Raw genomic sequence first — 23969 nt, 5'->3', positions numbered from 1 at the left:
CGGTGCCACTCGGGTTCGATCGACAACCTTCAACGACGCCCTGCAACATTGGCTCCCAGGCTGGCCTTGCTTGGGAACGGAAACCGAAGCGCCAGACAGCTGGCAGGCCTATAAAACAGCTAAAAGTATTCCCACAAGGGTGAACACAATCGCGTTGCGCTTGTGAATTAAGGAATCCGCGATTACGACAGTACCAATTAATAGAACTGCGAGCGGAACCACGAAATAGCGATTATTCGAGTAACCCGCCAATGCAGGAATAAGACCCATGAGAAACCCAACAAAAATTAGCCACCCGGCTGCTGCTTGCTTGCTATTTCCTTTGAGATTGAGAAACACGACAGCCAGAACAAGGGCCAGCAGAATTCCCGCTCCCCACAGAGAGTTGGGAGACACCAAGTCTGATTCGATCAGCCCTGAGCCAGAAAGTCGTGTTAAGGCTGGTGCCAACGTGGCGATCGCCACCGGAATCTGAGACACCCACTGCGTCAGGCTGTCAAATGTGATGGCAATGGGGCGAGAGTTCTCAGCGGTAATAACAACAAGGAACTGAACCAGTAATCCAATTCCGAGAAAGAATAAGTTGACAAGGTTTCGTCGTCGATTCACTTTTGCGGTGAGTAAGAAAAACACAAGAGGAATGGCAAGCACCGCACTTGAAGGGATGGTTAATGAAGTCATTAAGAGAAATATTGGAGTCAGCCACACCGGTAATAATGGGGAAAACCTGAACGAGACAAGAATTGCAGCAATGACAAGCATGATCATGTAGGCGCTGCCTGAGGAATTTATTGCTTCAAAACCTACAATTGGGATTGAGACCGGGATCAGCCCAGCGATCACTGCTGCTCCTCGAGAAACATTCGCTCGGACCAGTAGCCACGCAATGAAACCTGAGCCCAGACCAATTGCTATCGCTGCAACAAGATTTGTTACAAGTGGCCATTCCGACAGTGGAAACAACGAAACAGGCCACGCTAAAGTTCTGGAGAGAAAGAGTAGGTATCCCGCAAAGGGATCTACCAAGCAGGAAAAGTACCCGTAACTATTGATGCAGAGCGGGAAAAGTCCATCCTCAGCCCACACGAGTTCAGATAGAGCTGCTGAGTTTGTTACCAAAATTCTCGACAGTGAAATTACTGCACCTGCAAGGGCAACAAGCACAAACAGTGGCACGAAGGAAAACATACCGAATAGATACATGGAATCACGGTTGATCACGGTGAGTTATCTGCGTGTATTGATCCTGCATTACTGTTGTTCCGTGATCAACACGGGCGAGACACCACTAGTTTCCGTTGTAATCCCGGTTTTTAACGGCATGGCGTATGTTCAAGAAACCATGGACTCAGTCTTGGCTCAAACCTACCCACACGTAGAGCTGGTCGTCGTGGACGGTGGTTCAACCGATGGGTCTATCGATTGGGTGAAACAGTTGCCTGACTCAGTCGTCAAAGACTTTCTGCCTGCAGGTTCTGGGGCCGCTGCTAACTGGACGCGCTGTTGCCAACTTGCTCACGGGAGATTTGTGAAACTCCTTTGTCAGGACGACGTGATTTACCCAACCGCAATCGCTGATCAAGTCTCAGACTTTATAAACTACCCAGAGGCAAAAATCGCTTTTGCACAACGAGACATTATTGGACCAGTTGGGCAAATCCTTAGCAGGTCCCGCGGGTGTCAAGGTATGCCCAATGGGGTTATCAGTGGCAAAGAAGCACTACTTATCGGGTACCGCTCCGGAACAAATATTTTTGGCGAACCCGAAGCTGTCATGTTTGACCGAGAGGCCATGTCCGCCGAGCTGCCGTGGGATGACACGCACCCTTTTCTACTTGATATGTTTTTTTATTCCAAGATTTTGAGAAATCATCCGGCAGTTGTTCGCAGGGAGGCAATAGGGGCTTTTCGTATTAGTTCCGAATCATGGTCCACTCGACTCGTGGGTGAGCAAAGGAAGCAGTTTCGTGCCTGGCAGAAGCAGGCCGCTGTGTACTCTGGGAATGCGCGCGCCCAAGATCACATTCTTGCATTTGTGAACAATGAAAAAACAACACTGCTTCGCAGATCCGCTCTATCTCTGGCTCACTCTGAAAGGGAGCATGGACTAATCGTCGTTTGAATCCGCTTTAACAACGTATAGCGGCCTTTGCTTAGCCTCAACAAAAATCCGGGAAATATACAGGCCCACAACCCCAAGAAAATTAACTGAACAGCCGAGAAGAACATGACTGCCACCACCACCGAAGCCCACCCTCGGACAAGATCTCCCCAACTAAATATGATCGACAAAAGGACGAAGATCAACCCGAGAACAGCTAAGCCCATGGCTCCAAAACCAAATGCGACCGCTAGGTACAAAGGTTTGTCGGAGAAGCCCACGATTCCGGCCAAGCCAAGGCGAACCATGCGGGTCATGGAGTACTTAGAGTCGCCGCTAAATCGCTCTGCTCTATCAAAATACACGGGAACCTGATTAAAGCCAACCCACGCCACCATCCCTCGCATGTATCGGTCTCGCTCTGGCATGGAGCGAAGCACCTCAACGACCTGCCGGCTCATGATTCGAAAATCGCCCGTGTCCGAGGGAATTGGTGTATCGGACAGTTTTCCCAGTAATCGATAAAAAAGAGATGCACTGGAACGCTTAAAAACACTTTCTCCACTCCGAGATCGACGGACCGCGTACGCAACGTCGGCGCCGTTTTCCCAGGCTTTGATTAATTCAGGGATCACCGCCGGCGGATCCTGTAAATCAGAGTCCATGACAATAACCGCCGACCCATGTGCTGCGAAGACACCCGCACTAATCGCGGCCTGATGACCGAAATTGCGGGAAAAGGTAATCACCCGAAGACGCGACTCACGAGCAGTCCACGCCATAAGTTTCTCGGACGTGCCATCGCTGGAGCCGTCATCGACAATCAGAATTTCACACTCGAGTGCAATCTTGTTCACTTCTGCAATCACTTCACTGAGGAATTGATCAACACCTTGTTCTTCATTCCACATGGGAGAAACAATGGTGATAACGGGTGGTTCACTGTTGTGTTTCACATCTGCTCCTGAACGTCCCCGAAACTCCAATGGAGGAAGTGTATTAGGAGGTCATTGCCCCTTGGCACCAATCTCCCTTGCGAAGAAAATCCTTCGGCCGATTGTTCGTGCCTTCAGGTTCAATCGAGCATGCCCTTCCTCCCACGAAGACAGTGTCACGAACTGGCGATCAAGTTCGTGTCGCTTCCACTCTGAAAACTGGGCGGACTGTTGGCCAAGGAGTGACGCACTCCACGAGTGGGCACTCACTCGAAATGATGACTGAACCTTAAAATTGCAAGCTACTGGACCAAACCGCATCACGTCTGCGTAAATCGCAAGGTCTGTCAGATACGGCCACTCCGAAGGCCATGGCATAACTTCTTTGACTAACTCTGATCGAAACATCACCGATGCTGGTTCGCCTAGCAGATTAGTACCTGCGATCAGACACTTTTTTAAGGCAGACTCCCCACTCTCAAGTTCTCGAAATCCATTGAGCCCATGATGCTTTTTTCGCACGATTCCGTTGGAGTCGATAATTCGACGCTTACTTGCGGCTATTGCCGCTGTTGGATACTTTTCTAACAAGCGGACTTGATCTCCCACAATGTCGAGATCTAGGAGGTCGTCAGCACACAGGAGCTTGAGAAACTCACCTGATCCAGATTCAACCGCTTGTGTCCAATTTGCTGCAGATGGCTGCGTTGTGTCCCGGAATACACACCTCACCTTTGGATTCGACAGGGACTTTAACCACTCCGTCGTGCCATCGGTTGAGGCATTGTCCATCACAATGACTTCTGTGTTTTGATAACTCTGATTTAATGCGGAATCAACAGCGGACTGAACGTAGGGCATGCCGTTGTACACCGGGATCACAATTGAAACTTTTGGAGGCATTAGCTGCCAAAACTCCTCGCTGATAAGTGACCAAACTACTGTTTGCAAGATTCAGTTCGAGCAAATTGGGTTAAACATTTGATTGTGTGTTTCCAGAGTAATTATGCAACAACTGAGACGTTATTCCACGCACGATCTCAGTTCGATCTAGCGTGGATATCCACCCGAGGGAAGCCAACCACGAGGCGCTCACTTTTGTTGGAATTACATCTTCAATTCCAAAGCTGGCTAACGGATCTGGTCGACCAATCATCGAGAACGCCTCTTTCACGTCTGAGACAAGATCCCCCATGTTGGCTACATGACCCGGCAGAGTCGCACAAATCCTTGATGGAGGGATTTCTGTCGCCAGCAGCAGTAAGGCTTGGCCAACATCACTTGCACTCACAAATTCTCGGCTGGTCCTGGGCCCAGACCTAACAGTGATCGAACCTGACTCAACCGCTTCTGTCATGAGGGACCAAGGAAGTAGTTTGTTTTGAGGTGAATTCACTCCCTGTGGAACGCAGAAGTAATTTGCGATTCGAAGAACCGAACCACTTGGCCCCGACTCCTTCAACCATACTTCTTCATTCCGGGCATTGGCTTGAGCATATTCTGAGGTTGGCAAGGCTGGGGCATCCTCGGAGGTTGCCTCCGTGTGACCCTCAAGCACCCGCAGGGTGGATAAAAGCACTGACGGTAATCCCGTGGCCGAGACAGCGGGCGTTAACGCCTCACACGTGTTAGTTCCTGAAACGGCAACCCCGCGATGATCACCGCGGGAAGAAGCAATCACGAGAAGGTCAACTTCACCGTGATGGATCAGGTCACTTGCTTGGGAAAGACTTAACGCAGGAGGTTTCTGGTATGAGCTCCTGCTACTCACGGGGGTAACCACATGACCTTCATTCGTCAATGCTTCAGAGACACTTAGGCCCACCTCGCCACGTGCACCCGCAATCAGAATCCGCATGGTGAATCATCCCACACTAATGAGTGGGCACAGCGAAACCAGGCACCAGGATGCAGCGCCTACTGATCGAAGATAAACGGTGATGTGAATTCACCCAGGAGTGGAAGTGCTCGGTCACGCTCAGAGAAGGTGAGGGTATTCATATCACAGCCGAGGTCTAATTCGGACATGTTCACACCTGCGTCAGTATCCACATGGTGGTCCCCTTCCTGAATGTAAACAACACATGCTTCTCCTTCCAAGGTGACAAATCCGTGTGCGCAACCAGCTGGGATAAAAACCCCCATGCTTGCCGGCGTAAGTTCGTCGCTCCATACATTGTGAAATGTCGGGCTTCCCATGCGTAGATCGATCACGAAATCTTGGATTCGTCCACTTGTGACAAACACCAGTTTGCGGCCATCATGGGGAGGCAATTGAAGGTGCATGCCTCGTGCCACCCCCTGTCGCGATTGAGACCAATACACCTGATCGCAGAGAAAAGGGACTTGATCCTCGGGCTGCATTGCCAAAATTTTGTTAAAAGTTCCGCGCGAATCAGAAAACTGAGGGTTCCCCACACGATACAGGCCTGGAATCGACTGCAGGGTCCAAGGAGTAAGCACGAATCGAGTGTATTGGGCAAACTCCCAAGGGTTACTCAACGATAGGCTATGTCCGTGACTGTGGCGAATGGGACAACTACTCACAACATAAGCATTGTGATTCCCGTTTACGACGGATCCAGCACTCTCACCGCACTATTGCAAGAGATCGCCGGGCAGGTGACACCTCAACACTCTCCGCTGGGTAACTCGTTTGTGGTCAGTGAGGTGCTCCTGGTCTGGGATGGTGGATCACAACGGTCCGCCGACGTTGTTCGCCATCTAGATTCCCAATACTCCTGGGTGAGAGCCATTTGGCTCTCACGCAATTACGGCCAGCACGCGGCAACTCTGGCTGGCATGTCTTCCACTGCTGGTGAGTGGGTGGTCACCATGGACGAGGACGGTCAACATGATCCTTCGTACATCGGGCAACTCCTCGATTGCGCCTTGTCCAACTCCACTCAACTGGTGTACGCCTCACCATCAAATGGCAGGCCCCACGGATTATTTCGTAATGCAAGTTCGGCAAGTGCTCGCTGGGCGTTTATGAAGTTGGTCGGTGATAACAATATTGATCAATTCCATAGTTTCCGTCTAATGCTCGGTGAGGTAGCGCGTGGGACTGCCGCTTACACGGGACCCGGAGTTTACCTCGATGTCGCCCTGTCCTGGGTTGTCTCATCCAGTGCGGTCACACCAATCCCCATGCGAAATGAAGGCCACGAGGGGAGCACCTATTCTTTCAAGAAACTTTTGGCGCACTTTGGCCGCCTTGTGATTTCCTCCGGAACGAGACCATTAGTGTACGTCTCCGTAATCGGATTCGTGTTCTTCATGCTCGGAATACTTATTTCATTGTGGGTACTTTTTCAACGGTTATTCGCTGACGCGACTCCACAGGGATGGACATCAAGTTTTGTAGCCACACTGGTTATTGGTGGACTAATCCTCTTGTCATTGGGAGTGATTGCACAGTATCTGCGCACGGCAGTCAACATGTCATTGGGAAAGCCCCTCTATGTTGTCGTTGAGGACCCGTTGAAGCATTTTCCACAGATCTCCCCTCACGAGAAGTAAAAGACTTTGACGCAACACATTCCCGCAAAATCCATGTGGATATTAGGTCAGGGTGGATTTTTCGGCTCGGCAATTGCACATGCGGCAACTCGCCAACATGTGAATGTATTTCCTCACGCAAGGATTCCTTGGAACTCACCAGGTGACCGAGCCTTTGCCCTCAGGGAGCTTGCTCAACAATTCAGTGACGTCGCACCTGAAGCCCCTGCAACGATTATCTGGGCAGCAGGTTCAGAGGGCGTAGGGAGAAAACAACTAACGGGCTGCAGCGAACTCGATGCGTTTGAGGATTTTGTGCAAGCAATCTCAAACGTTGAAAACCTCAAAGGATCAACGGTTGCAATAGTCTCCAGCGCAGGAGGTGTGATGGGTGGATCCGAGTCGCCACCTTTTGATATTCACACACCGGTTCATGCCATAAATCAATATGGTCAAGACAAAATTGCAATAGAAAAAATGGGGATAAGCAGACTGTCTTCCGATTTTCGCGTGCATATTGCGCGTGTGACGAACCTCTATGGACCCTGGTACGGGCCGCGTCAAGGATTGATAAATCGACTCTGCACTGCCGCAGCCAGCCGAGAGGCATTACAAATTTTTGTCCCGCTGGACACAGTTCGTGACTACATTTATGTATCAGATGCGGCTCAACTCCTCCTTCTTGAGATCACTGCCGACCCTTCAGCAATTTCACTGATAGGATCGGGTGAAAATAACTCTGTGGGAACCGTGATCTCCACCGTTTCACACGTAGCTCGCCGAAAGGTTCCCATTACCTTGGCACAATTGGCAATCTCGCCATTGCAGCCAAAGGATTTGCGCATGCACCCAAGTTGGCTCGATCGAGGACTGCATTTCACCCCAATGCCACTCTCACAAGGGGTGAAACTCCTCTTCGATTCCCTAGTAACAGTTCCACGGTGGAATCAGTCAACCCTGTTGACTTAAGACGTTGGGAATTTCCAAAAGCCATGATCATCCACGGTCCAAAACAACAGTGACCGCGGCGCGTACTCATCGAAATACATGAGGGGTGCATAAAAGAGCAACACAAATGGCAATACACCCAATGCCATATCAGCAAGATCATGCGACCTTGCACTCTCTCCCAACCACCAGTACACGACAATCGCAAAGTTAGCCAACACTAGGAAAACCCAGCGATAGATGTCATACCCTCCCGCTATCAAAATAAACGGAGCGATCGATGCAATAAACGCGAGAGTAGGAATCATGAAGGGCTTACTACCTACACCACGATTTCTCAACCCTTGTAACAGCCAGAACAAGCCAATTGCGATCGTGTATGGCGCAGCGATATTGAGTCCTGGGACTTGATTCACATAAACCCAAGTGTCTCGAATACCCATGTCAAAAAGGAGAACTGCATCTTCACGGAATGCGAACGGAAGTGTGCTCGACAATCTTTCGATCGTCGAAGCAGATTGCCCATCCCTCCACGACCCCTGCAGCGCAACAATCACTGCGGCGGCTAAGGGAAGAGTGAATGCAAGAAGTTTCCTTGAGAGCCCGTCTTTTACAATTGCGAGGAACAGCAGTAATGGAACGGTTGTCACCATGGCGCTTTCATGGACAAAAATTGATAAGGTCACCGGAAGAATTGCAACAAAAGCATTCCACCTGCTCCACATCCATACGCTAAAAAACAGTAACGAATACAGCAATTGATCCAAATAGCCAACTTCGTGAAAAAGATAGGCACCCGTTGGCGCAAAAAGCCAAAGCACGATTACAAATCGTTGCGCATCATTCTTAACTCTCCACCCGACGACTGCAATCGTGATCAGTAGGGCGACAAGAATTGCAAATGCTACAGCGGCAAATACCCAATAGGAATAATCAAATGCCCCCCACAATGGAGACAAAACTGTCCCAAGCAAGGAACGTCGGAGGCCGCCATCTTGAACAGAAATGTTGTACAGCGTTACAGTCCAGAGATTAGGTAATCTAAAACCTGTGTATGCCGCTAGCACCACGCCGATCAGAAGCATGGCTCGTAGGACTGTCGTAGTGCTTGGCTTTGTGTCCAATATTTTCCTTAGTTACTGAGGCGACTTCACCTCCGCGTTTTCAACCACAATTATGTCTTTCTCGATTACCTAGGCGGTGCCAGACCCTCTTTAAATACCAATGATTCACATGAGTCGAAATTGCGCAGCCAACAGCCCACTAAATGCGACTATATTCGGGCCCCGTGGAGAGACTCTTTGCACTTGATGCATCCAGCCAACAATCCGATAGAGGACTCATCCCCTTATAGGAAAATGTTTCGTGAGCCTGAAGTATCACGGCGGCATCATATTTAGTTGGAGCATTTGGAGACTGACTTGAAGGTATTGCTTGGCCATCGACCTTAAATTCTGGGATCAGAGGGTCTAGAAAGAAAACGTTGGCTCCGCTCTTCAGTAAATTTCGTATTACACCAATGGCCGGTGAATCTCGCGTGTCCGCGATGTTCGGCTTGTAGGTAACGCCCACCACCAAAATCTGCGCTCCGTTGACAGACAGCCCATTGAGATTCAACAGGTCACGCAATCGAACGACTACATATGACGGCATACTTGAATTGACTTCCTGAGCCAATTCAATGAATCGGAAGGGTAAGCCAAGCTCGGTCTTGACTCGGTGACTCAGGTAATTCGGATCAATCGGTATGCAATGACCTCCAACGCCCGCACTTGGTCGAAATGCTTGAAATCCGAATGGCTTGGTTTCAGCAGCCCTAATTACATCCCAAATATCAATTCCAAGTTCGTGACTGATTTTCGCCATCTCATTTATCAGTGCGATATTCACGTGTCGGTAAGTGTTTTCCAACAACTTGGCCATCTCTGCCTCTTTTAACCCCTTAACCCTCACAATCGTTTTTGTCACCTGTGCATAAAATTCCTCGGCAGCGTCACCGCACTCTTTGGTTAACCCACCTACCACTTTGGGGGTATTTTCAAAGGTCCAACGCTGATTACCTGGGTCTATTCGCTCAGGACTGAAGGCCAAATGGAAATCTTCTGAAACCAACAGTCCATTTGTTTCCAGAATGGGTCGAACAACTTCCTCTGTGGTCCCAGGATAAGTTGTGGATTCCAAGATAACGAGAGGTTTCTTCCCACTTTCTCGAATTCCGGTGAGGCAACTTTCAATCACCTTGGTGGAAGCTTCAACCGAACTCAAATCGGGTCCGCCAGCTTTTGTCAATGGTGTTGGGACACAAATGATAAAAACATCGATGTCAAGCAGGTCAGCAACTTCACTTGTTGGATAAAAACCGCCTTTTAACCACTCTTGAATCTCAATGTCGGAGACGTCATCAACGTAGCTAAACCCACTCCTCAGGCTTTTGACTCTGCCTTTGTCGACATCAAAGCCAATCACCGCAAAACCAGCATTGAGGCAACTACGGATTAAAGGTAAACCCACATATCCAAGGCCAAAAACAGCTACTCGTTGTCCTGCAAGCACAGAGTTATTCCTTAGCATCTCGGGCATTACTATTACGTTCCCTGATCAATTGAATGCTTATCCACGTCATCTTCCTCACCAGATTTCCGCCGTCCTGCTAGAAATTCAATCAAAGTCAAGGCTCCAAGTAATGCTATGGGGTAGTAGGCCGGAATTCCGTACCGCGCAATAGCGCCACCCGTGACTCCATAAGCTAAGATAAGAATAATTGGCGGTGTAAGAAGAGCAAATTTCAGCCTCGATGGCTTGCGGATTAAGCCAAGAATCGCCACTCCTAAAAGTGAAATCCACATCACCCACCCTAATAAAGAAAACCATTGAGGCAACGTTTGTGTGGTCAGTTTGCATTGCGGTGAATTCTGGAATTCACTCACGAACTCCGGGTCGACCGTGATGATCTTTGGTTGCGTCGGCATTGCATCGGAAGATGTTTGAACATACTCCCAAGGAAGTGACTCTGCACAAGCAGAAACAGTATCGGTGAACGGCCTTGAACCAATTGCGAAATTGATGTTTACTTCATCGTCTCGAAATGGATTGTTGTCAATTCCTCTCCAACCTCGGGATTGCGTGATGTCGAGCAAACTAAAGACGGAGACAAAAACCTCCTGCGCGTAATACGTCGTTCGCTGGTATACCCGCTCCCGAATATTGCCCACATAATCTATCTTCCAAAAAGGGTCGAGAGTGTTCTCTTCGTTGAAATCGGGTGAACTGATCGCATTCGAGACAACTGAATTCCAAGCCAAGTGGCTTGCAACAAGACCAGCGGCTGAACCTAAAATGAGTAAGATCACGAAAAACATTGAATAGAGATTTTTAAGCCTTAAAACACGCGATTTACTCAAACGCATAACCGCTATGACGAACGCGCAGCCCACCGCAATCAGGCCATAAACAGATGTTAATAAGTACCCAGCTGATGTCATAAAGAGCCACGCAAAGGCATAGATGGCTATTTTCAGTTTCGAATTTGAATCAAAAGTCGCCGAAAAAGTCACTATCGAAAGGGAACTGAGAAGTAGCAGGTATCCCACCAGCGCTGCCTGTTGCAGTGGGGTCGTGACATAACCACCAAGGTAAAGCCAGAGTCCAACTGCCGGAATTAAGGCCGCCAACCAGAAGGACTTCGCTGGCACATTAGATCCGATGGACCCGCGAACAGTAAGCACGAAGACGGACCACCCCAGTGATATCAGGATGCAACTCAAAAGGACCACAAACCAGACGTTCGCGCCAAAATAAATGGGGACTGCTAACAGAAGTGGCCACAGTGGCTGTCGAACCCAAAAGTAATTTTCCGGCATTGTCCCCGTCAGTATGGATTTTCCCGAGGAGATATATTGCCAGCCGTCATAACCGAACTCGGGGGCGCCAAACATTAAAGCTGTGCCGAATGTGAAAGCCAATGAGACTAGGAAAAGAGCAGCAAAGGATGTCGCGTATCTCCCCCGTGACATACTATGGAGCTCCTAAACTACCCACTAAAAGGTATGATCCTGAGAGCATAGTATAACGAGAGGTTCTTGTTTCCATTGACTAGAGATATTTGGTTCGCTGGAGAAGCTCATGCAGAAAAGTACAACTCTGGGAACAAAATTGCCAACGGATTGGTTAGGCGTTTCCTGTTTGAGATATTCCAGATGGCACAAAGTGTGCAACCTCAGTCAATACACGAAGTGGGTTGTGGTGAAGGGCACGTTTTAGCCGCCCTCAGCGAACTGAATAAGCCACTGCGCGGAAGTGACGTCTCGGAGTCCTCCCTTGCTATAGCCAAACGCGAAATTGAAAAGTATGGACTGGATATTCCATTACATGTTCGTAGTGTTTATGAACTACAAACGGATGATTCAGCGGATCTGATTGTTTGCTGCGAAGTTTTGGAACACCTTGTGGATCCTGATCAGGCACTTCAGTCACTGCTTTCTGTCACAAAAAGCGAATTAATCCTCAGCGTACCTCGCGAACCGGTCTGGCACATTCTAAATATGTCTCGGGGGAAGTATTGGAATGCACTCGGAAACACGCCGGGTCACTACAACCACTGGACTAAAAAATCATTTGTAGATTTCGTCTCGCAACAAGCGGATGTTTTAGAGGTGCGGTCTCCACTTCCGTGGACTCTGATTAGGTGCCGCCCGAAGAAGAACACCCAACAGGGATAGATTCATTGAGGCTCCTAATAGCAGTGCCCTGCCTTAACGAAGAAGAAAACCTTCCCGGCGTCATCGACTCATTGCCAAGGGTTCTTAGAGGGTTTGACCAAGTTGAGATACTGGTCGTTGACGATGGCTCGACCGACCACACTGCCGAAATCGCAAAAAATAAAGGTGTGTTGCTCATTTCGCACATAACAAACCGGGGTGTTGGTGAAGCTTTTCGCACGGCTGTTGATTACGCCATTGCGCAACGATACGACGTCCTTGTAAACATAGATGGTGACGGACAATTTGACCCTGATGACATTTCCCGAATCGTGCAACCAATAGTGATGCGGGATTCCGAAATAGTTACCGGATCGCGCTTCATTCCCGGTGGCCAAGCGGTCGGAATTAGCTCTACGAAGAAGTTTGGCAACAGAATGTTAGCTAATTTCATCAGTTTCCTCGTGGGGCACAAACACTACGATGTCTCTTGTGGGTTCCGCGCCTACAGCCGTGAAGCTCTCCTACGCATGAACCTTCACGGATCATTCACTTACACCCATGAAACTTTTCTTGACTTTGCCGCAAAAAACTACGCAATCACGGAAATACCAATTCGAGTTACGTATTTTCCGGATCGAAACTCAAGAGTTGCAGGTAATCTCGCCGCCTACGCTATTAAGTCGTTCAAAATATTGGCCCGGGGATATCGAGACTACTTTCCTCTCAAATTCTTTTGGGGTATAAGCGCTATCTTGCTTATCCTTGGTGGTGCACTTATCGCCGTCTTTTTTGCGTTATACGTGGCAACGGGCTTATTCAGTGGGAATCTCTATCTCGGTTTCTCGGGGGCCTTCTTCTTGTCCCTGGGGATTCTCTTCTTTGTTGTTGGACTCCTTGCTGACATGCTAGACCGTACTCGAACCAATCAGGAAAGAATTCTATACATACTGCGTTCTTCGGGTGGATCCATTCCAGACAAAGACGAATGGAATTACTCTTAAATGTGTGGCATTTTTGGTGTCGTAATTTGGCCATCCTCACAACTCGACACAACCCAGATACGCCAAGCATTTGAAACAATGGCGAAGCTATCGGAGTCGCGGGGACAAGATGCATCAGGGATTCTTAGCTGGGTTAACGGAAAAGAGCTCATACTCAAATCACCATCACGCGTAGCCAACATTCTACAATCAAAGGCTTACTCCGACCTGAAACCAATGATTGATTCAGTTTCACATCAACCCGTGGTTTTGATCGGTCACACCCGTATGGTCACAAACGGTGATAGGACCTGCTCGGAAAACAATCAACCTGTTCTGATGCCTCGTATGTCTATTTTTCACAACGGAATAATTGTTAATGAGCAATCTCTTTCTACACAGCTTGCCCCTTGGGTCAGAGAGATGGATGTTGACACAGAGGTATTTGGTTTGTTGGTTGAATCGCAATTAAGTGCAGGCATGGAATTGTCTGATGCCATCAATTTTGCCAAAGAGCAGTGCGAAGGTGCGAATACTTATTGCTGTATTTCGCAGCAACTCTATTCGCTTGTTTTAGCGACAACAAATGGCTCCATGTTCTATGCAGAGGACACCACGGGATCCAATTTAATCTTTGGTTCCGAACCAAAGGTCGTACAATCAGCACTCAAGAATCTTGGGCCAGAGTATTTTGAGAATGTTATGAAGCTTGAACCTAATGAGTCATTCACTTTCCAAGTTGGCAGCGTCCCCCAAGATTTCGATAGGGAAGTACAGACGGTTACTCCACGAAACCCCGTCCGCGCAAATGGGAGTTTTCCATCAACAGAATTCACACTACCAGTTGATTGGGACCGAATCGCTAATCTCAAGAGATGTACTTCTTGCCTACTTCCAGACACATTCCCGGGACTGACATTTAATCTTGACGGAGTTTGTAGCAAGTGCCAACATTCAATTACGCGAACAACCTTGGGTATTGATTCATTTCTTCGGCTCTACGAGGCCAATGTAAAGAGTGGCATGAGTGAAGAAGTTCTTGTTCCGCTCAGTGGGGGCAGGGACAGCTGCTATGGACTTCACTACGTGACGAAAGTTTTAGGGCTTCCGGCCATTGCTTACACCTACGACTGGGGCTTCGTTACAGATTTAGCTAGAAGGAATATATCCAGGATGTGTGGGACATTGGGAGTTGAGCACATCCTGGTAGCGGCTGACATTGACATGAAGCGCGCTAATGTCCACCAAAACGTGGAAGCATGGATACGCAAGCCAGAGCTTGGCATGATTCCCTTGTTTATGGCTGGGGACAAACACTTCTTCAAATACGCCTCCAAGTTGAGACTGGAAAGGAATACCTCACTAACGGTTTTCTCGATGAATTGGTACGAACAAACCGGTTTTAAAACTGGGTTCGCGGGTGTCCGTGACGAATCAGTGCACACCAAGACACACGGTATTTCGAACTTCAATAAACTGAAGCTTATTCGTTACTACATTGGACAGTTTCTTACAAATCCGAAATACATAAATTCCAGCATCAAAGACTCGCTATCAGGATTCTCGTCGTTTTATTTGAGTAAAATGGATTACCAACAATTATTTGATTACATTGATTGGGACGAAGACCACGTAAATCAGGTTCTGAAATCCGAATACGATTGGGAGTCGGGAAGCCCGAATCGTTCCACTTGGAGAGTCGGGGATGCCAGTGCTGCTTTCTACAATTATGTCTACCTCAGTGCAGTGGGTTTCACCGAATTCGACACCTTTCGCAGCAACCAGATTCGAGCCGGTCAATTGTCACGTGAAGCAGCCTTGTCAAACCTGCAGCGGGACAACAATCCAAATGTTCAAGAGTTCGTTGACTATTGCAATCTGATTGACATTAATCCTGAATTGTTGGCGCGAACAATCAGGGGTATCGGCGTATCTTCAACATGAGCGATCTGATTCGCCGATTCGCATCTCCCATAAAATACGTCGTTCTCAGTGGAATGATCTACGCATATATTTTTGTATTTCTCTGGCTAGCCGACTCATTTTTAGAGACAAACGCGCGCATTTCCTATGCGGTTATTCTCGGGAGTGCTTACATCATTGATTACGCACTCACGGGAAGATGGGTCTTCCAAAAGAATCTAAATTGGAAAACCGTTATCCGATTTCTCGTATTCATTGTCATTTCGTATGTTTTAAACGTTCTAGTCTTTTCACTCATTTATTCCGCAACGCAAGTTGCTCTTCTTAGTTCGCTTCTCGTGGCTTTAATATTATTTTTACCACGCTATTACTTCTCGAAAAAATATGTGTATCGCGATTGATCTGACCGTGACTAAACAGGCTTAACGGCCGAGCCAGGGACGAGCGCCGCTGTCCCATAGATCATTGAGAATCTTTGATTCCCGAAGAGTATCCATGGGCTGCCAGAAGCCACTGTGCTTATAGGAACTCAAGTTGTTTTCCCGAGCCAGTGTTGAAAGTGGACCCGTCTCAAGAATACAATTTTCCGTGAAATAATTCAGTGTCTGCGGTTTAAGAATCATGAAACCAATATTTATCCATCCCTCTAATCGGGGCTTCTCTTGAAAAGACATGACCTCTCCATTTGCGTCGAGGTCAAGAACGCCAAACCTGCTTGTTGGCTGAATAGTTGTGAGTGTTGCGAGTTTGCCTGATTCCCTGTGTCTGGCTTTCAGTGCATCAATGTTGACATTAGCCAAACCATCCCCGTAGGTCAGAAAGAAGTCTTCGTCCGGATCCAAATATTGTGAGGCTTTGAGAACACGACCACCAGTTTCGGTGGAATCACCTGTGAAAGCAACGGTCACGGTCCAGTCAGATTCATCGTGTTCACCGTGAATTTGGAGTGACTCCCGATCCCCCAGTGAAATGGTGAAATCATTCCCCAACGGTTCGTAATTGAGAAAGTATTCCTTGATCATATTGCTCTTGTAGCCGGTCGCAATAATGAAATCCTTGATCCCATAACTAGAAAGGTGTTTCATGATGTGCCAAAGAATTGGTCTCCCACCAACTTCCACCATAGGCTTTGGCCTGAACTCAGTTTCTTCACGAATTCTTGTACCCAGACCACCTGCCAATAGAAGCGCTTTCATAAGTCGATGGTATCGGTTAGTTCAATTTCCGGTGCTAATGTCATGCCGTGGGGGTTACAAAAAATATAAAAAAGCGGGTTGACCCTTGGGCCGTTGGCTGGGCCAGCGGTGCAATCATTTTCGCTGTCGTCGTGACATGGCAGAATCGCGGCCTAACTTTCTTTTGGGATGAGTGGGACGTTGTATCGGCCACTCTTGAAAGCCCTTACTTCGGGATTCTGCAAGACAATGGCGGAAACTTTTCCCGCTCAGTCGAATATTTTTTGGAATTGAGCTCGTGATCTTTGGTACGTGGTACCCCGGCTACATGCTTGTAACAAGCCTCTTGTTTGGCAGTACCGCCTTCGCATTTAATCTGCTGTTGGACGACGGCACCAAGATTCGACGGATAGCACTGAGTGCGTTTGCCGTGATCTATCTTTCTTCAACCGGAGTTCTCTTCGCCTCCAGCATGGGCTTCATGCTCAAATGGGGGCTCAGCCCCCTACTTGCCATCATTTCGGCAGCTTTCTTTCTTCGATCCCAAGAAGAAGGTCGTAGTCAAACCAAAATGCTCATTCTTGGTTCGCTCTTTTTCATATTGTCTTGGGCTTCTTTTTCGAGTTCGATCATATTGATGGCGTTGTTAATCGTGGGCCTTATTCATTTCGCGCCGCGGGGCCCAGATCGCTCATTCAGTACGTCATTACACATTAAACTTTCCATTGCAATTCTCTCAGCCTCTGCGGTTCTGGCTATTGCAGGGATTCGAATAGCTGCCCTGAATCCGCCGACAAACCCGCTCATTGGGAGTGCTCAGGGGGTATTCGACAGCATCCTGTTACAAAATCCGCTGGATTCAATCCTCCTCGCACTTGCCGCCACACTTGCAGGGCTTGCATCCGTCTTGATCGCAGCCCCCCTTCACAGTAACGATTTCAACTCCTGGTTCATTATCGCCTTTCGAGACTATTTGGGCTTTGTTGTTGGCATCCTATTTATCATTCTCGGAGTCATCTACGCTTCCAAGAAGTCCCTTCCGACTAGGCAACTCGTCCTGCTATTTGGGCTTTTGTTTACCGCCATGGCTTTCATCACCGTGGCTCGTACACCTTTTATTCATCGATATCAATCACTGTGGATTCCTATTGCGATCCTGGTGATCCTGTCAGCGTTTTCGTGGCTGAGTTACCTAAATTTGGCTCTCATAAGGAATCTTGTCCTTGGAGTCGTCATAGCTGCAGCCATCCTTTCAGGTTGGCATATTGGAACAAGTTCGCTAGGAATGGCAACGATTGAAAGGCAAAGGGACGTGGCTAATTCATCGACTTTGGGAAACCCTGAAGAGTGTCTCAACGAAGCCAGCAGAACGTTGGAGCAAATTGCCCCAACTATCACAGCGCAACGACTGTGCTCGATTCTTAATGCTCTCAATCAGCGGGAGTGGGTTTTGGAACGTCAAGTTTTACCGTGAATCTACCCCTGCTCCTGAATCGAAAGTATTCCATTGTCACCAAATCCGGAGCGGAGAAAACTCATCGTATTCAGTGACATGCGTTCAGGGACGGTTCCATTTCGCATGCAAAAAGCTGTAGGCTCAATGAATGCTGGGCCCAAGGATTGTGACAGCCACCTTGGACTCCCTGGGACTGAGTCAAAATTCAGGTCTGCGTTATCGAATCAATCAACACATTTCTTGGCGGAGGCACGCCAAGAGCTTGAGAAAGATCAGACCTCTCGACTCTTACGGACAGTTCGGTGAAGATGCCATGCTTCAGGCACTGTTACCCGCTAAAGCAGGGTTCTATATTGACATTGGTTCTGGTCATCCGATTCTTGGGTCGAATACATACGCCTTGTACCAATTGGGTGGGAGAGGAATACTTGTTGATCCGGTGAGCGCTAATGTCGATTTGTCTCGAAGGGTCCGACCTGGAGATAAGTCCATTCATGCCGCCATTGGTTTGAGTAACTCAGAATCAATTAATTTCATTGAGTTCGAGACGTACCAGTATTCGACAACATCAGAGTCCCGCGCTGCAGAGGTTCTGCACTCGGTCATAAAATCGCAGCCCGATATTCGGTCAGGGTTCTTCCCCTACGAGAGATTCTCCCACTTGAGATTCCACCTGGTCCCACAGTCATGACAGTCGATGTCGAAGGTGAGGAGATGGGTGTTCTGGTAATGAACGACTGGGTGAAATTCAGGCCCGACTTTTTGTTAATCGAGGACCTCACACCACCAATTCAGAGGAAAACCGCAGTCTCCGAATTTCTCAGTTCCAAAAATTATGAATTGATTGGAATCGCAGGTGTAACCAGCCTGTATAGAAGGCTGGAATAGTGTTGTTTAGTTCTTAGGCAATAGAGAGAATCGACATCGGGAGTATGCAGTGATTAATCGGCTGAGAGCATGGGGCAACAGAAAATATGTTGACCTAATTATTTGGCGAAATCGACGAACTGCATATAAAGAACGAGTTCTCGTTGTTTCAAATCACTGGGATGGTTCCGTTCAAGTCTTCTACCATTTCTTGCTTGGATATTTTGCCCCACTCGCATTGTGGCTGCGAAAGACTGGAACCAAGACAATTGCTGTTCGCGACTGCGGTCCAATGAACCAATGGTTCGAGTTTCTCGAACCCGAGATAAGCGTGGAGATTGTAAAACCGGGTGTCGCCCTGCACACACTCGCAGGAAATAGGAGTCGTCACCACGTGGTAACCGGCTTAGACTACCCACGCAAACACAAGAAACAACAGCTACCTGTGGCGATTGAGGCTATGCAGTCTTTTCTTCCCAAGTTAGAAATTAGTTCAACTCCAATTCTCATTATCGATAGAACCACAACTGATGATTTTCACAGCAGCTCAATGTCTGAAACGGAAATGTCAGGAGCCCAAAGACGATCAACCCCCAACCTCCGTGACGTTTGTGACGAAATTCTTGTTCAAGGATCATTTGTATTCGCAGACATGGCGACAATCGCGCCGGAATTGCAGGTTTCCCTTGCTCAACATTCTCAAGTGCTAGTTGGTCAGCATGGAGCTGGATTGACGCACATGATTTGGATGCAAAAAGGTTCTACCGTTATTGAAATTCAACCACCACTCCCAGAAGAGGCCATCGATGTGTTCTGGCTACTCGCGAAGGCCCTCGGGCATAATTATCTTCGGATTCCTCAGTTCCATGTGCACGCCAATCTCGATTCGAGTGACTTGATTGAAGCGTTCAGGTCAGTGAACCCAAAGTATTTAGGTACTTCGAATGGGAGCTGACGACAATGTGGTCTTGACTAACGATTGATTGATCAATCTAGACCCACAAATGGAAACGCAGCCTTGTTTGTGGTCTCTGGCTTCAGTTAACCGATACCATACGGTTCCCGCCTCAGTTCGGAGTAAAAGTATGTCAGACAACCTCGCCAAGGAACGCGCCGAAATTTTGCGGCTCGTTCAGTCCTACGGAGAGAAGTCACTTGCGACCTTTGAGTTTATTCCCGGAGAAAGTGTTGTTCCCGTGTCAGGAAAGGTATTGGATCCGGGTGATTTAAGTGCACTCGTTGATTCGAGTCTCGATGGCTGGTTGACCGCTGGTCGCTTTCATGAACAGTTCCAGCGCGAGTTGGCTAAGTACGTTGGATCGCGCGGAGCATTGATGGTAAACAGTGGGTCGAGCGCAAACTTGGTTGCGTTGAGTGCTCTGACCAGTCCCAAGTTAGGCAAGAAGGCTTTGAAGCCAGGCGATGAAGTTCTCACAGTCGCAATGGGTTTCCCCACAACAATTAATCCGATTATTCAAAATGGTTTAAAACCAGTGATGGTCGACGTCAATTTAGGCACCTATGACGCTATTGCAGATCGAATGCGTGAGGCGGTTGGTCCCAAGACTCGCGCGATCATGATGGCGCACGCTTTGGGTAATCCATTTGATCTGGATACTGTGCAGGAACTTTGCAAGGAACACGGCATGTGGTTGATCGAAGACTCGTGCGACGCATTGGGTTCCGAGTATCGGGGCAAGCGCACCGGAAGCTTCGGTGACACAGCCACTGCCAGCTTCTATCCCGCTCACCACATAACGACCGGTGAAGGTGGTGCGGTCTTTTTCAAATCGCCCTTGGTGGCACGGCAAATCGAATCCTTCCGGGACTGGGGCCGAGATTGCTACTGCGAAACAGGGTGCGACAACACTTGCTTGAAACGGTTTGAATGGCAGTTGGGTGAATTACCCGAAGGCTACGACCACAAATACATTTACAGTCACATTGGTTACAACCTCAAAGCTACCGACATGCAGGCCGCACTAGGTCTTTCCCAACTTAAGAAACTTGACGGCTTCGTTGCTGCTCGTAAAAAGAACTTCGACTTCTTATATGCGAAACTTTCTGGCGTTTCCGGGTTGATCATGCCGCAAGCAACGGAGCATTCAAAGCCCTCGTGGTTCGGTTTCCCCCTCACTTTGGATCCCGAACTTGACGTGGATCGTGAAGAACTCATGCGGTTTCTTGACGCACGCAAAATTGGCACCAGACTCATGTTCGCTGGCAACATCTTGCGGCAACCCGCCTATAAGAACGTCGAAGCACGGGTTGTCGGTGATTTGACCAACACCGACATTGTCATGCGCCGCACCTTCTGGGTGGGGGTATATCCGGGGTTGACCGAACCCATGCTCGACTACATTGCCCACAGCATCACCGAGTTCGTGAACGATCCCAATGTCAAGCCCTAGCCTGCCCCTAGTATTGAGGGCATGCATTACCTGATCACCGGGCACACCGGCTTCAAAGGTGCTTGGTTGACCTTGATGCTAACCCAGCAGGGTCATCAGGTCTCGGGTCTCTCTTTGGATCCTGAGCCGGGATCCCTCTACGTAGTCGGTGCGGTTGGCGAACTTGTCCAGCAGGATATTCGCGGAGATATCCGATCCGCTGGCACTGTAAGAACAGCCCTTGAGGCCACTTCACCTGATGCCGTGTATCACCTGGCTGCCCAACCGCTTGTTCGTGAGTCCTACCTAGATCCAAGGACCACCATTGAGACAAACGTGATGGGCACCTACAACGTCATAGAGGCCATTTCCACTGTTCCTTCGATTAAAGCCTCGGTAATTATCACGACCGACAAGGTGTACCGAAATGTGAATCAAATCCAGGGGTACATCGAGTCTGATCCACTCGGGGGCCACGACCCCTACAGCGCCTCAAAAGCAATGGCCGACATTCTAACTCAGTCATGGATGCTGAGTTTCCCGGGCTCACCCATGGCAATCGCTAGGGCCGGCAATGTGATCGGTGGCGGCGATGTCTGCCGGGACCGGCTCATGCCCGACCTCATGCGCGGATTTTCAGAGGGTACTGAAGTGTCCTTGCGATACCCCGAGGCGGTCAGACCATGGCAACATGTTTTGGACTGTCTCACTGGGTATCAACTTCTCATGCAGGAACTACTGGCTCATAATCCCAAAGTCTTGGGGCAACCAACCTGGAATTTTGGCCCAGGCCCTAAAAACTTGAGAACAGTTGGTGAAGTTGCTGACCTCGCATCACAGATGTGGGGTTCACCAGCTTCCTGGTCGGTGCCTGCACAAACCCACCCACACGAAGCCGAACTGCTCGCACTCGACGCCACCCCGGCTCGGCAAAAACTGGCTTGGGCGGATCGATTGGACTTCGGTCAGGCAATTGAATGGACCGTTGAGTGGACCAAAAGCGTCAATGCCGGAACTGATCCTCGCGCCACGACAACCGCGCAAATTAAAAAATACGTGTCGTTGGTAAATCAATGATTGACGACAACGTGGAGTTCGATCCGGTCACGGGCACGCCAGTGAGTGACACCCCCCGGGATCGAACGTTAATCGAGTCGGTACGCGCGTCGTTCGCGCTACTCACAAAGCGGGATCGTCGCTTATTCGGCTTGGCCACCGTCGCTCAGATGCTGCTCAGCATTCTTGACCTCGCAGGAATCCTTTTAATTGGTGCTATCGGGGCCGTAGCTATTTCCGGCATTGACCCCAACGCTCTCCCTGCATCACTGCTTGACTGGAAAGAAAGATTCGGCTTAGAGAGTTTGACTGCCTCACAACTCATTGGCCTGCTGGCCGCAACTGCAGTTGTGCTTTTGTTAACCAAGACGCTACTTTCGGCATTGATTACCCGACGAATGTTCCGATTCCTTGCTAACCGTCAGGCAGATGTTTCGGCCCGACTTGCCCGAAAAATCCTGAGTCGACCACTTCTTGAAGTGCAGAGGTGGAGCACATCAGAAGTGCTTTATGCGCTCACCGGTGGTGTCTCAGCAGCAATAACAAGTTTGTTGGGGTCAACACTCATCATTGCCACCGAGGTTTTCTTGTTTGTGATTATTGGTATTGGTCTTTTCATTGTGGACCCAGTACTTACCATCAGCGCCGCCGGTTTCTTTGCAGTTATCGTGTACTTCCTGCAAATCTGGTTGGGTCGCGCGTCCGCGCGCAATGCTTCGATCCAAGCCAACCGCGGAATGTCCACCATCACTACGGTTTCTGAAGCTCTCACCACCTACCGGGAAACCACCGTATTGAACCGACGTGATTTTTATATCGATCGCTTTGATCGGCTAGCACGTGAATCCGCTCGAGCGGGCGCAACAAATTCATTTCTTGCGGAAATCCCAAAATATGTTCTGGAGTCTGCTCTGGTTGTAGGTGCATTCGTGTTGGCGATTGTTCAGTTCCTTACCAAAGATCTTGCCGCGGCAGCTGCAACAGTTGGTTTGTTCCTCGCCGCCGGATTCCGAATTATTCCGGCACTTCTGCGACTTCAAGGTGCTGGAATCTCGATTCGATCCGCGGCTGCAGCTGCTCGCAAGACATTTGAATTGGCGTTTTGGTTCGGCCTCAAAGACGGACAAGGCGAAACCAACAACCAGATCAGCGATTCACAAGCTCGGGCGATCCGCGAAAGAATTGCCGCAGGTCACGGTGACTTCAATGCCGAGGTTGTTGTTACTGACGTTAGCCTGATCTACCCCAATGCTGAACGACCGGCAGTTAAGGACGCCTCTGCCAAGGTGAGTTCGGGTCGATCACTGGCGCTGGTGGGGAGTACTGGTGCTGGGAAATCAACACTCGCTGATCTCATCTTGGGTGTTTTGGAACCTGACTCAGGTGAAGTGCTAATCAGTGGGGTCACACCCCGAGAGGCGGTCGTTCGCTGGCCTGGAGCAATCGCATACGTTCCCCAAAGTGTTGGCCTGACCGAAGGGACAGTGCGTGAAAATGTTGCTTTGGGTTTGCCTGACCTTGCAATCGATGACGAACTTGTTTGGGAAGCGCTAGAGCGGGCTCACCTTGCTGAGTTCTTGCGAGATACGCGCGAAGGCCTTCAGACCGTGATTGGTGAGCGAGGGGTTCGCCTCAGTGGTGGGCAACGCCAACGACTGGGGATTGCGCGCGCATTGTATACACGACCACGTTTACTCGTACTCGACGAAGCCACCAGCGCTCTCGACGCCGAGACCGAACAGGCAATTACCCAGACACTGCGGGAACTCGAAGGTGACGTCACCACAATCACTATTGCCCACCGACTCGCCACAATTCGATTTGCCGACGAAGTTGTGTTTATGCGTCATGGCGTGATCGAGGCACGAGGATCCTTCGATGAAGTACGTGCCAGCACTCCTGACTTTGAGCGCCAAGCACAGCTTCTGGGACTGTAA

The 23969-nt window shown here is 49.1% G+C and carries 22 protein-coding genes; 13 read left to right on the top strand and 9 right to left on the bottom strand.

Going from position 1 to position 23969, the window contains the following annotated elements; genetic code table 11:
• Nucleotides 1-108: 108 nt before the first annotated feature.
• Entirely contained in the window at nt 109-1221 is a 1113-nt protein-coding gene (locus tag KG631_RS11640; protein WP_213999900.1) for a hypothetical protein, read from the bottom strand.
• On the opposite strand from KG631_RS11640, the gene KG631_RS11635 reads away from it, so the two are divergent.
• Entirely contained in the window at nt 1202-2122 is a 921-nt protein-coding gene (locus KG631_RS11635; protein ID WP_213999899.1) for a glycosyltransferase family A protein, read from the top strand. The two genes, KG631_RS11640 and KG631_RS11635, sit on opposite strands and share 20 nt — an antisense overlap.
• On the opposite strand, the gene KG631_RS11630 is transcribed toward KG631_RS11635, so the two are convergent.
• The 4 genes from KG631_RS11630 to KG631_RS11615 all read right to left on the bottom strand — a co-directional run bounded on the left by KG631_RS11630 (nt 2086) and on the right by KG631_RS11615 (nt 5499).
• Nucleotides 2086-3057 (bottom strand): glycosyltransferase, encoded by a 972-nt coding sequence (locus KG631_RS11630; RefSeq protein ID WP_213999898.1) that lies wholly within the window; start codon nt 3055-3057, stop codon nt 2086-2088. The two genes, KG631_RS11635 and KG631_RS11630, sit on opposite strands and share 37 nt — an antisense overlap.
• Before the next feature lie 51 nt (nt 3058-3108).
• The gene (locus KG631_RS11625) at nt 3109-3939 is read right to left on the bottom strand and encodes a glycosyltransferase family A protein (protein ID WP_213999897.1); all 831 of its coding nucleotides are present in this window, start codon (nt 3937-3939) and stop codon (nt 3109-3111) included.
• Nucleotides 3940-4009: 70 nt separating this feature from the next.
• Nucleotides 4010-4894: a sugar nucleotide-binding protein gene (locus tag KG631_RS19255; RefSeq protein ID WP_213999896.1), complete on the bottom strand. Its 885-nt coding sequence runs from the start codon at nt 4892-4894 to the stop codon at nt 4010-4012.
• Nucleotides 4895-4953: 59 nt separating this feature from the next.
• On the bottom strand, nt 4954-5499 hold the full coding sequence (locus KG631_RS11615; protein ID WP_365869129.1) for a dTDP-4-dehydrorhamnose 3,5-epimerase family protein: 546 nt from the start codon (nt 5497-5499) through the stop codon (nt 4954-4956).
• Between the two features lie 48 nt (nt 5500-5547).
• Between KG631_RS11615 and KG631_RS11610 the strand changes: the two genes are divergently transcribed.
• Both KG631_RS11610 and KG631_RS11605 read left to right on the top strand, forming a co-directional pair.
• Nucleotides 5548-6558: a glycosyltransferase gene (locus KG631_RS11610; protein ID WP_213999894.1), complete on the top strand. Its 1011-nt coding sequence runs from the start codon at nt 5548-5550 to the stop codon at nt 6556-6558.
• Nucleotides 6559-6564: 6 nt separating this feature from the next.
• The gene (locus tag KG631_RS11605; protein ID WP_213999893.1) at nt 6565-7506 is read left to right on the top strand and encodes an NAD-dependent epimerase/dehydratase family protein; all 942 of its coding nucleotides are present in this window, start codon (nt 6565-6567) and stop codon (nt 7504-7506) included.
• Here KG631_RS11605 and KG631_RS11600 read toward each other — a convergent pair.
• From KG631_RS11600 to KG631_RS11590, 3 genes are all read right to left on the bottom strand, one after another.
• Nucleotides 7503-8609: a hypothetical protein gene (locus tag KG631_RS11600; protein WP_213999892.1), complete on the bottom strand. Its 1107-nt coding sequence runs from the start codon at nt 8607-8609 to the stop codon at nt 7503-7505. The two genes, KG631_RS11605 and KG631_RS11600, sit on opposite strands and share 4 nt — an antisense overlap.
• Nucleotides 8610-8748: 139 nt before the next feature.
• A complete protein-coding gene (locus tag KG631_RS11595) occupies nt 8749-10038 on the bottom strand; it encodes a nucleotide sugar dehydrogenase (protein ID WP_213999891.1) in 1290 nt (429 codons plus the stop codon).
• 32 nt (nt 10039-10070) lie between these two features.
• Entirely contained in the window at nt 10071-11420 is a 1350-nt protein-coding gene (locus KG631_RS11590; protein WP_213999890.1) for a hypothetical protein, read from the bottom strand.
• Between the two features lie 153 nt (nt 11421-11573).
• Between KG631_RS11590 and KG631_RS11585 the strand changes: the two genes are divergently transcribed.
• The 4 genes from KG631_RS11585 (at nt 11574) to KG631_RS19250 (ending at nt 15489) form a co-directional block, all read left to right on the top strand.
• Nucleotides 11574-12203 carry a class I SAM-dependent methyltransferase gene (locus tag KG631_RS11585; RefSeq protein ID WP_213999889.1) on the top strand — a complete coding sequence of 210 codons (630 nt, stop codon included), beginning with the start codon at nt 11574-11576 and terminating at the stop codon, nt 12201-12203.
• The gene (locus KG631_RS11580; RefSeq protein WP_213999888.1) at nt 12170-13186 is read left to right on the top strand and encodes a glycosyltransferase; all 1017 of its coding nucleotides are present in this window, start codon (nt 12170-12172) and stop codon (nt 13184-13186) included. The genes KG631_RS11585 and KG631_RS11580 overlap by 34 nt, the downstream gene beginning before the upstream one ends.
• Before the next feature lie 78 nt (nt 13187-13264).
• Nucleotides 13265-15109, top strand: a complete 1845-nt coding sequence (locus KG631_RS11575; protein WP_213999887.1) for a hypothetical protein — start codon at nt 13265-13267, stop codon at nt 15107-15109.
• Entirely contained in the window at nt 15106-15489 is a 384-nt protein-coding gene (locus KG631_RS19250; protein WP_213999886.1) for a GtrA family protein, read from the top strand. Before KG631_RS11575 ends, KG631_RS19250 begins: the two co-directional genes overlap by 4 nt.
• A 21-nt stretch (nt 15490-15510) precedes the next feature.
• Here the strand turns inward: KG631_RS19250 and rfbF are convergent, their stop codons facing one another.
• On the bottom strand, nt 15511-16284 hold the full coding sequence (rfbF, locus tag KG631_RS11565; RefSeq protein ID WP_213999885.1) for a glucose-1-phosphate cytidylyltransferase: 774 nt from the start codon (nt 16282-16284) through the stop codon (nt 15511-15513).
• A 307-nt stretch (nt 16285-16591) separates the two neighbouring features.
• On the opposite strand from rfbF, the gene KG631_RS11560 reads away from it, so the two are divergent.
• The 6 genes from KG631_RS11560 (at nt 16592) to KG631_RS11540 (ending at nt 23969) form a co-directional block, all read left to right on the top strand.
• Nucleotides 16592-17737 carry a hypothetical protein gene (locus tag KG631_RS11560; protein ID WP_213999884.1) on the top strand — a complete coding sequence of 382 codons (1146 nt, stop codon included), beginning with the start codon at nt 16592-16594 and terminating at the stop codon, nt 17735-17737.
• A 549-nt stretch (nt 17738-18286) separates the two neighbouring features.
• Entirely contained in the window at nt 18287-18607 is a 321-nt protein-coding gene (locus KG631_RS19245; RefSeq protein WP_365869127.1) for an FkbM family methyltransferase, read from the top strand.
• 49 nt (nt 18608-18656) lie between these two features.
• On the top strand, nt 18657-19541 hold the full coding sequence (locus tag KG631_RS11555) for a glycosyltransferase 61 family protein (RefSeq protein ID WP_213999883.1): 885 nt from the start codon (nt 18657-18659) through the stop codon (nt 19539-19541).
• 130 nt (nt 19542-19671) lie between these two features.
• Complete coding sequence (gene rfbH / locus KG631_RS11550) at nt 19672-20997, top strand: lipopolysaccharide biosynthesis protein RfbH (protein WP_301003777.1); 1326 nt, start codon at nt 19672-19674, stop codon at nt 20995-20997.
• 21 nt (nt 20998-21018) lie between these two features.
• Nucleotides 21019-22053, top strand: a complete 1035-nt coding sequence (gene rfbG, locus KG631_RS11545) for a CDP-glucose 4,6-dehydratase (RefSeq protein WP_213999881.1) — start codon at nt 21019-21021, stop codon at nt 22051-22053.
• Entirely contained in the window at nt 22050-23969 is a 1920-nt protein-coding gene (locus KG631_RS11540) for an ABC transporter ATP-binding protein (RefSeq protein ID WP_213999880.1), read from the top strand. Before rfbG ends, KG631_RS11540 begins: the two co-directional genes overlap by 4 nt.

The organism is Arsukibacterium sp. (assembly GCF_018402695.1).
Lineage (GTDB): Bacteria > Pseudomonadota > Gammaproteobacteria > Enterobacterales > Alteromonadaceae > Alishewanella.
This window is presented reverse-complemented; position numbering and strand designations above follow the sequence as displayed.

What these genes read in the sequence shown, in the direction of transcription:
- KG631_RS11590 (WP_213999890.1), bottom strand. Translation starts at nt 11,420, where the DNA reads ATGTTTGGCGCCCCCGAGTTCGGTTATGACGGCTGGCAATATATCTCC.
- rfbF (WP_213999885.1), bottom strand. Translation starts at nt 16,284, where the DNA reads ATGAAAGCGCTTCTATTGGCAGGTGGTCTGGGTACAAGAATTCGTGAA.
- KG631_RS19255 (WP_213999896.1), bottom strand. Translation starts at nt 4,894, where the DNA reads ATGCGGATTCTGATTGCGGGTGCACGTGGCGAGGTGGGCCTAAGTGTC.
- KG631_RS11625 (WP_213999897.1), bottom strand. Translation starts at nt 3,939, where the DNA reads ATGCCTCCAAAAGTTTCAATTGTGATCCCGGTGTACAACGGCATGCCC.
- KG631_RS11560 (WP_213999884.1), top strand. Translation starts at nt 16,592, where the DNA reads ATGCTTGTAACAAGCCTCTTGTTTGGCAGTACCGCCTTCGCATTTAAT.
- KG631_RS11610 (WP_213999894.1), top strand. Translation starts at nt 5,548, where the DNA reads ATGTCCGTGACTGTGGCGAATGGGACAACTACTCACAACATAAGCATT.
- KG631_RS11635 (WP_213999899.1), top strand. Translation starts at nt 1,202, where the DNA reads ATGGAATCACGGTTGATCACGGTGAGTTATCTGCGTGTATTGATCCTG.
- KG631_RS11540 (WP_213999880.1), top strand. Translation starts at nt 22,050, where the DNA reads ATGATTGACGACAACGTGGAGTTCGATCCGGTCACGGGCACGCCAGTG.
- KG631_RS11575 (WP_213999887.1), top strand. Translation starts at nt 13,265, where the DNA reads ATGGCGAAGCTATCGGAGTCGCGGGGACAAGATGCATCAGGGATTCTT.
- KG631_RS19250 (WP_213999886.1), top strand. Translation starts at nt 15,106, where the DNA reads ATGAGCGATCTGATTCGCCGATTCGCATCTCCCATAAAATACGTCGTT.
- rfbG (WP_213999881.1), top strand. Translation starts at nt 21,019, where the DNA reads ATGCATTACCTGATCACCGGGCACACCGGCTTCAAAGGTGCTTGGTTG.
- rfbH (WP_301003777.1), top strand. Translation starts at nt 19,672, where the DNA reads ATGTCAGACAACCTCGCCAAGGAACGCGCCGAAATTTTGCGGCTCGTT.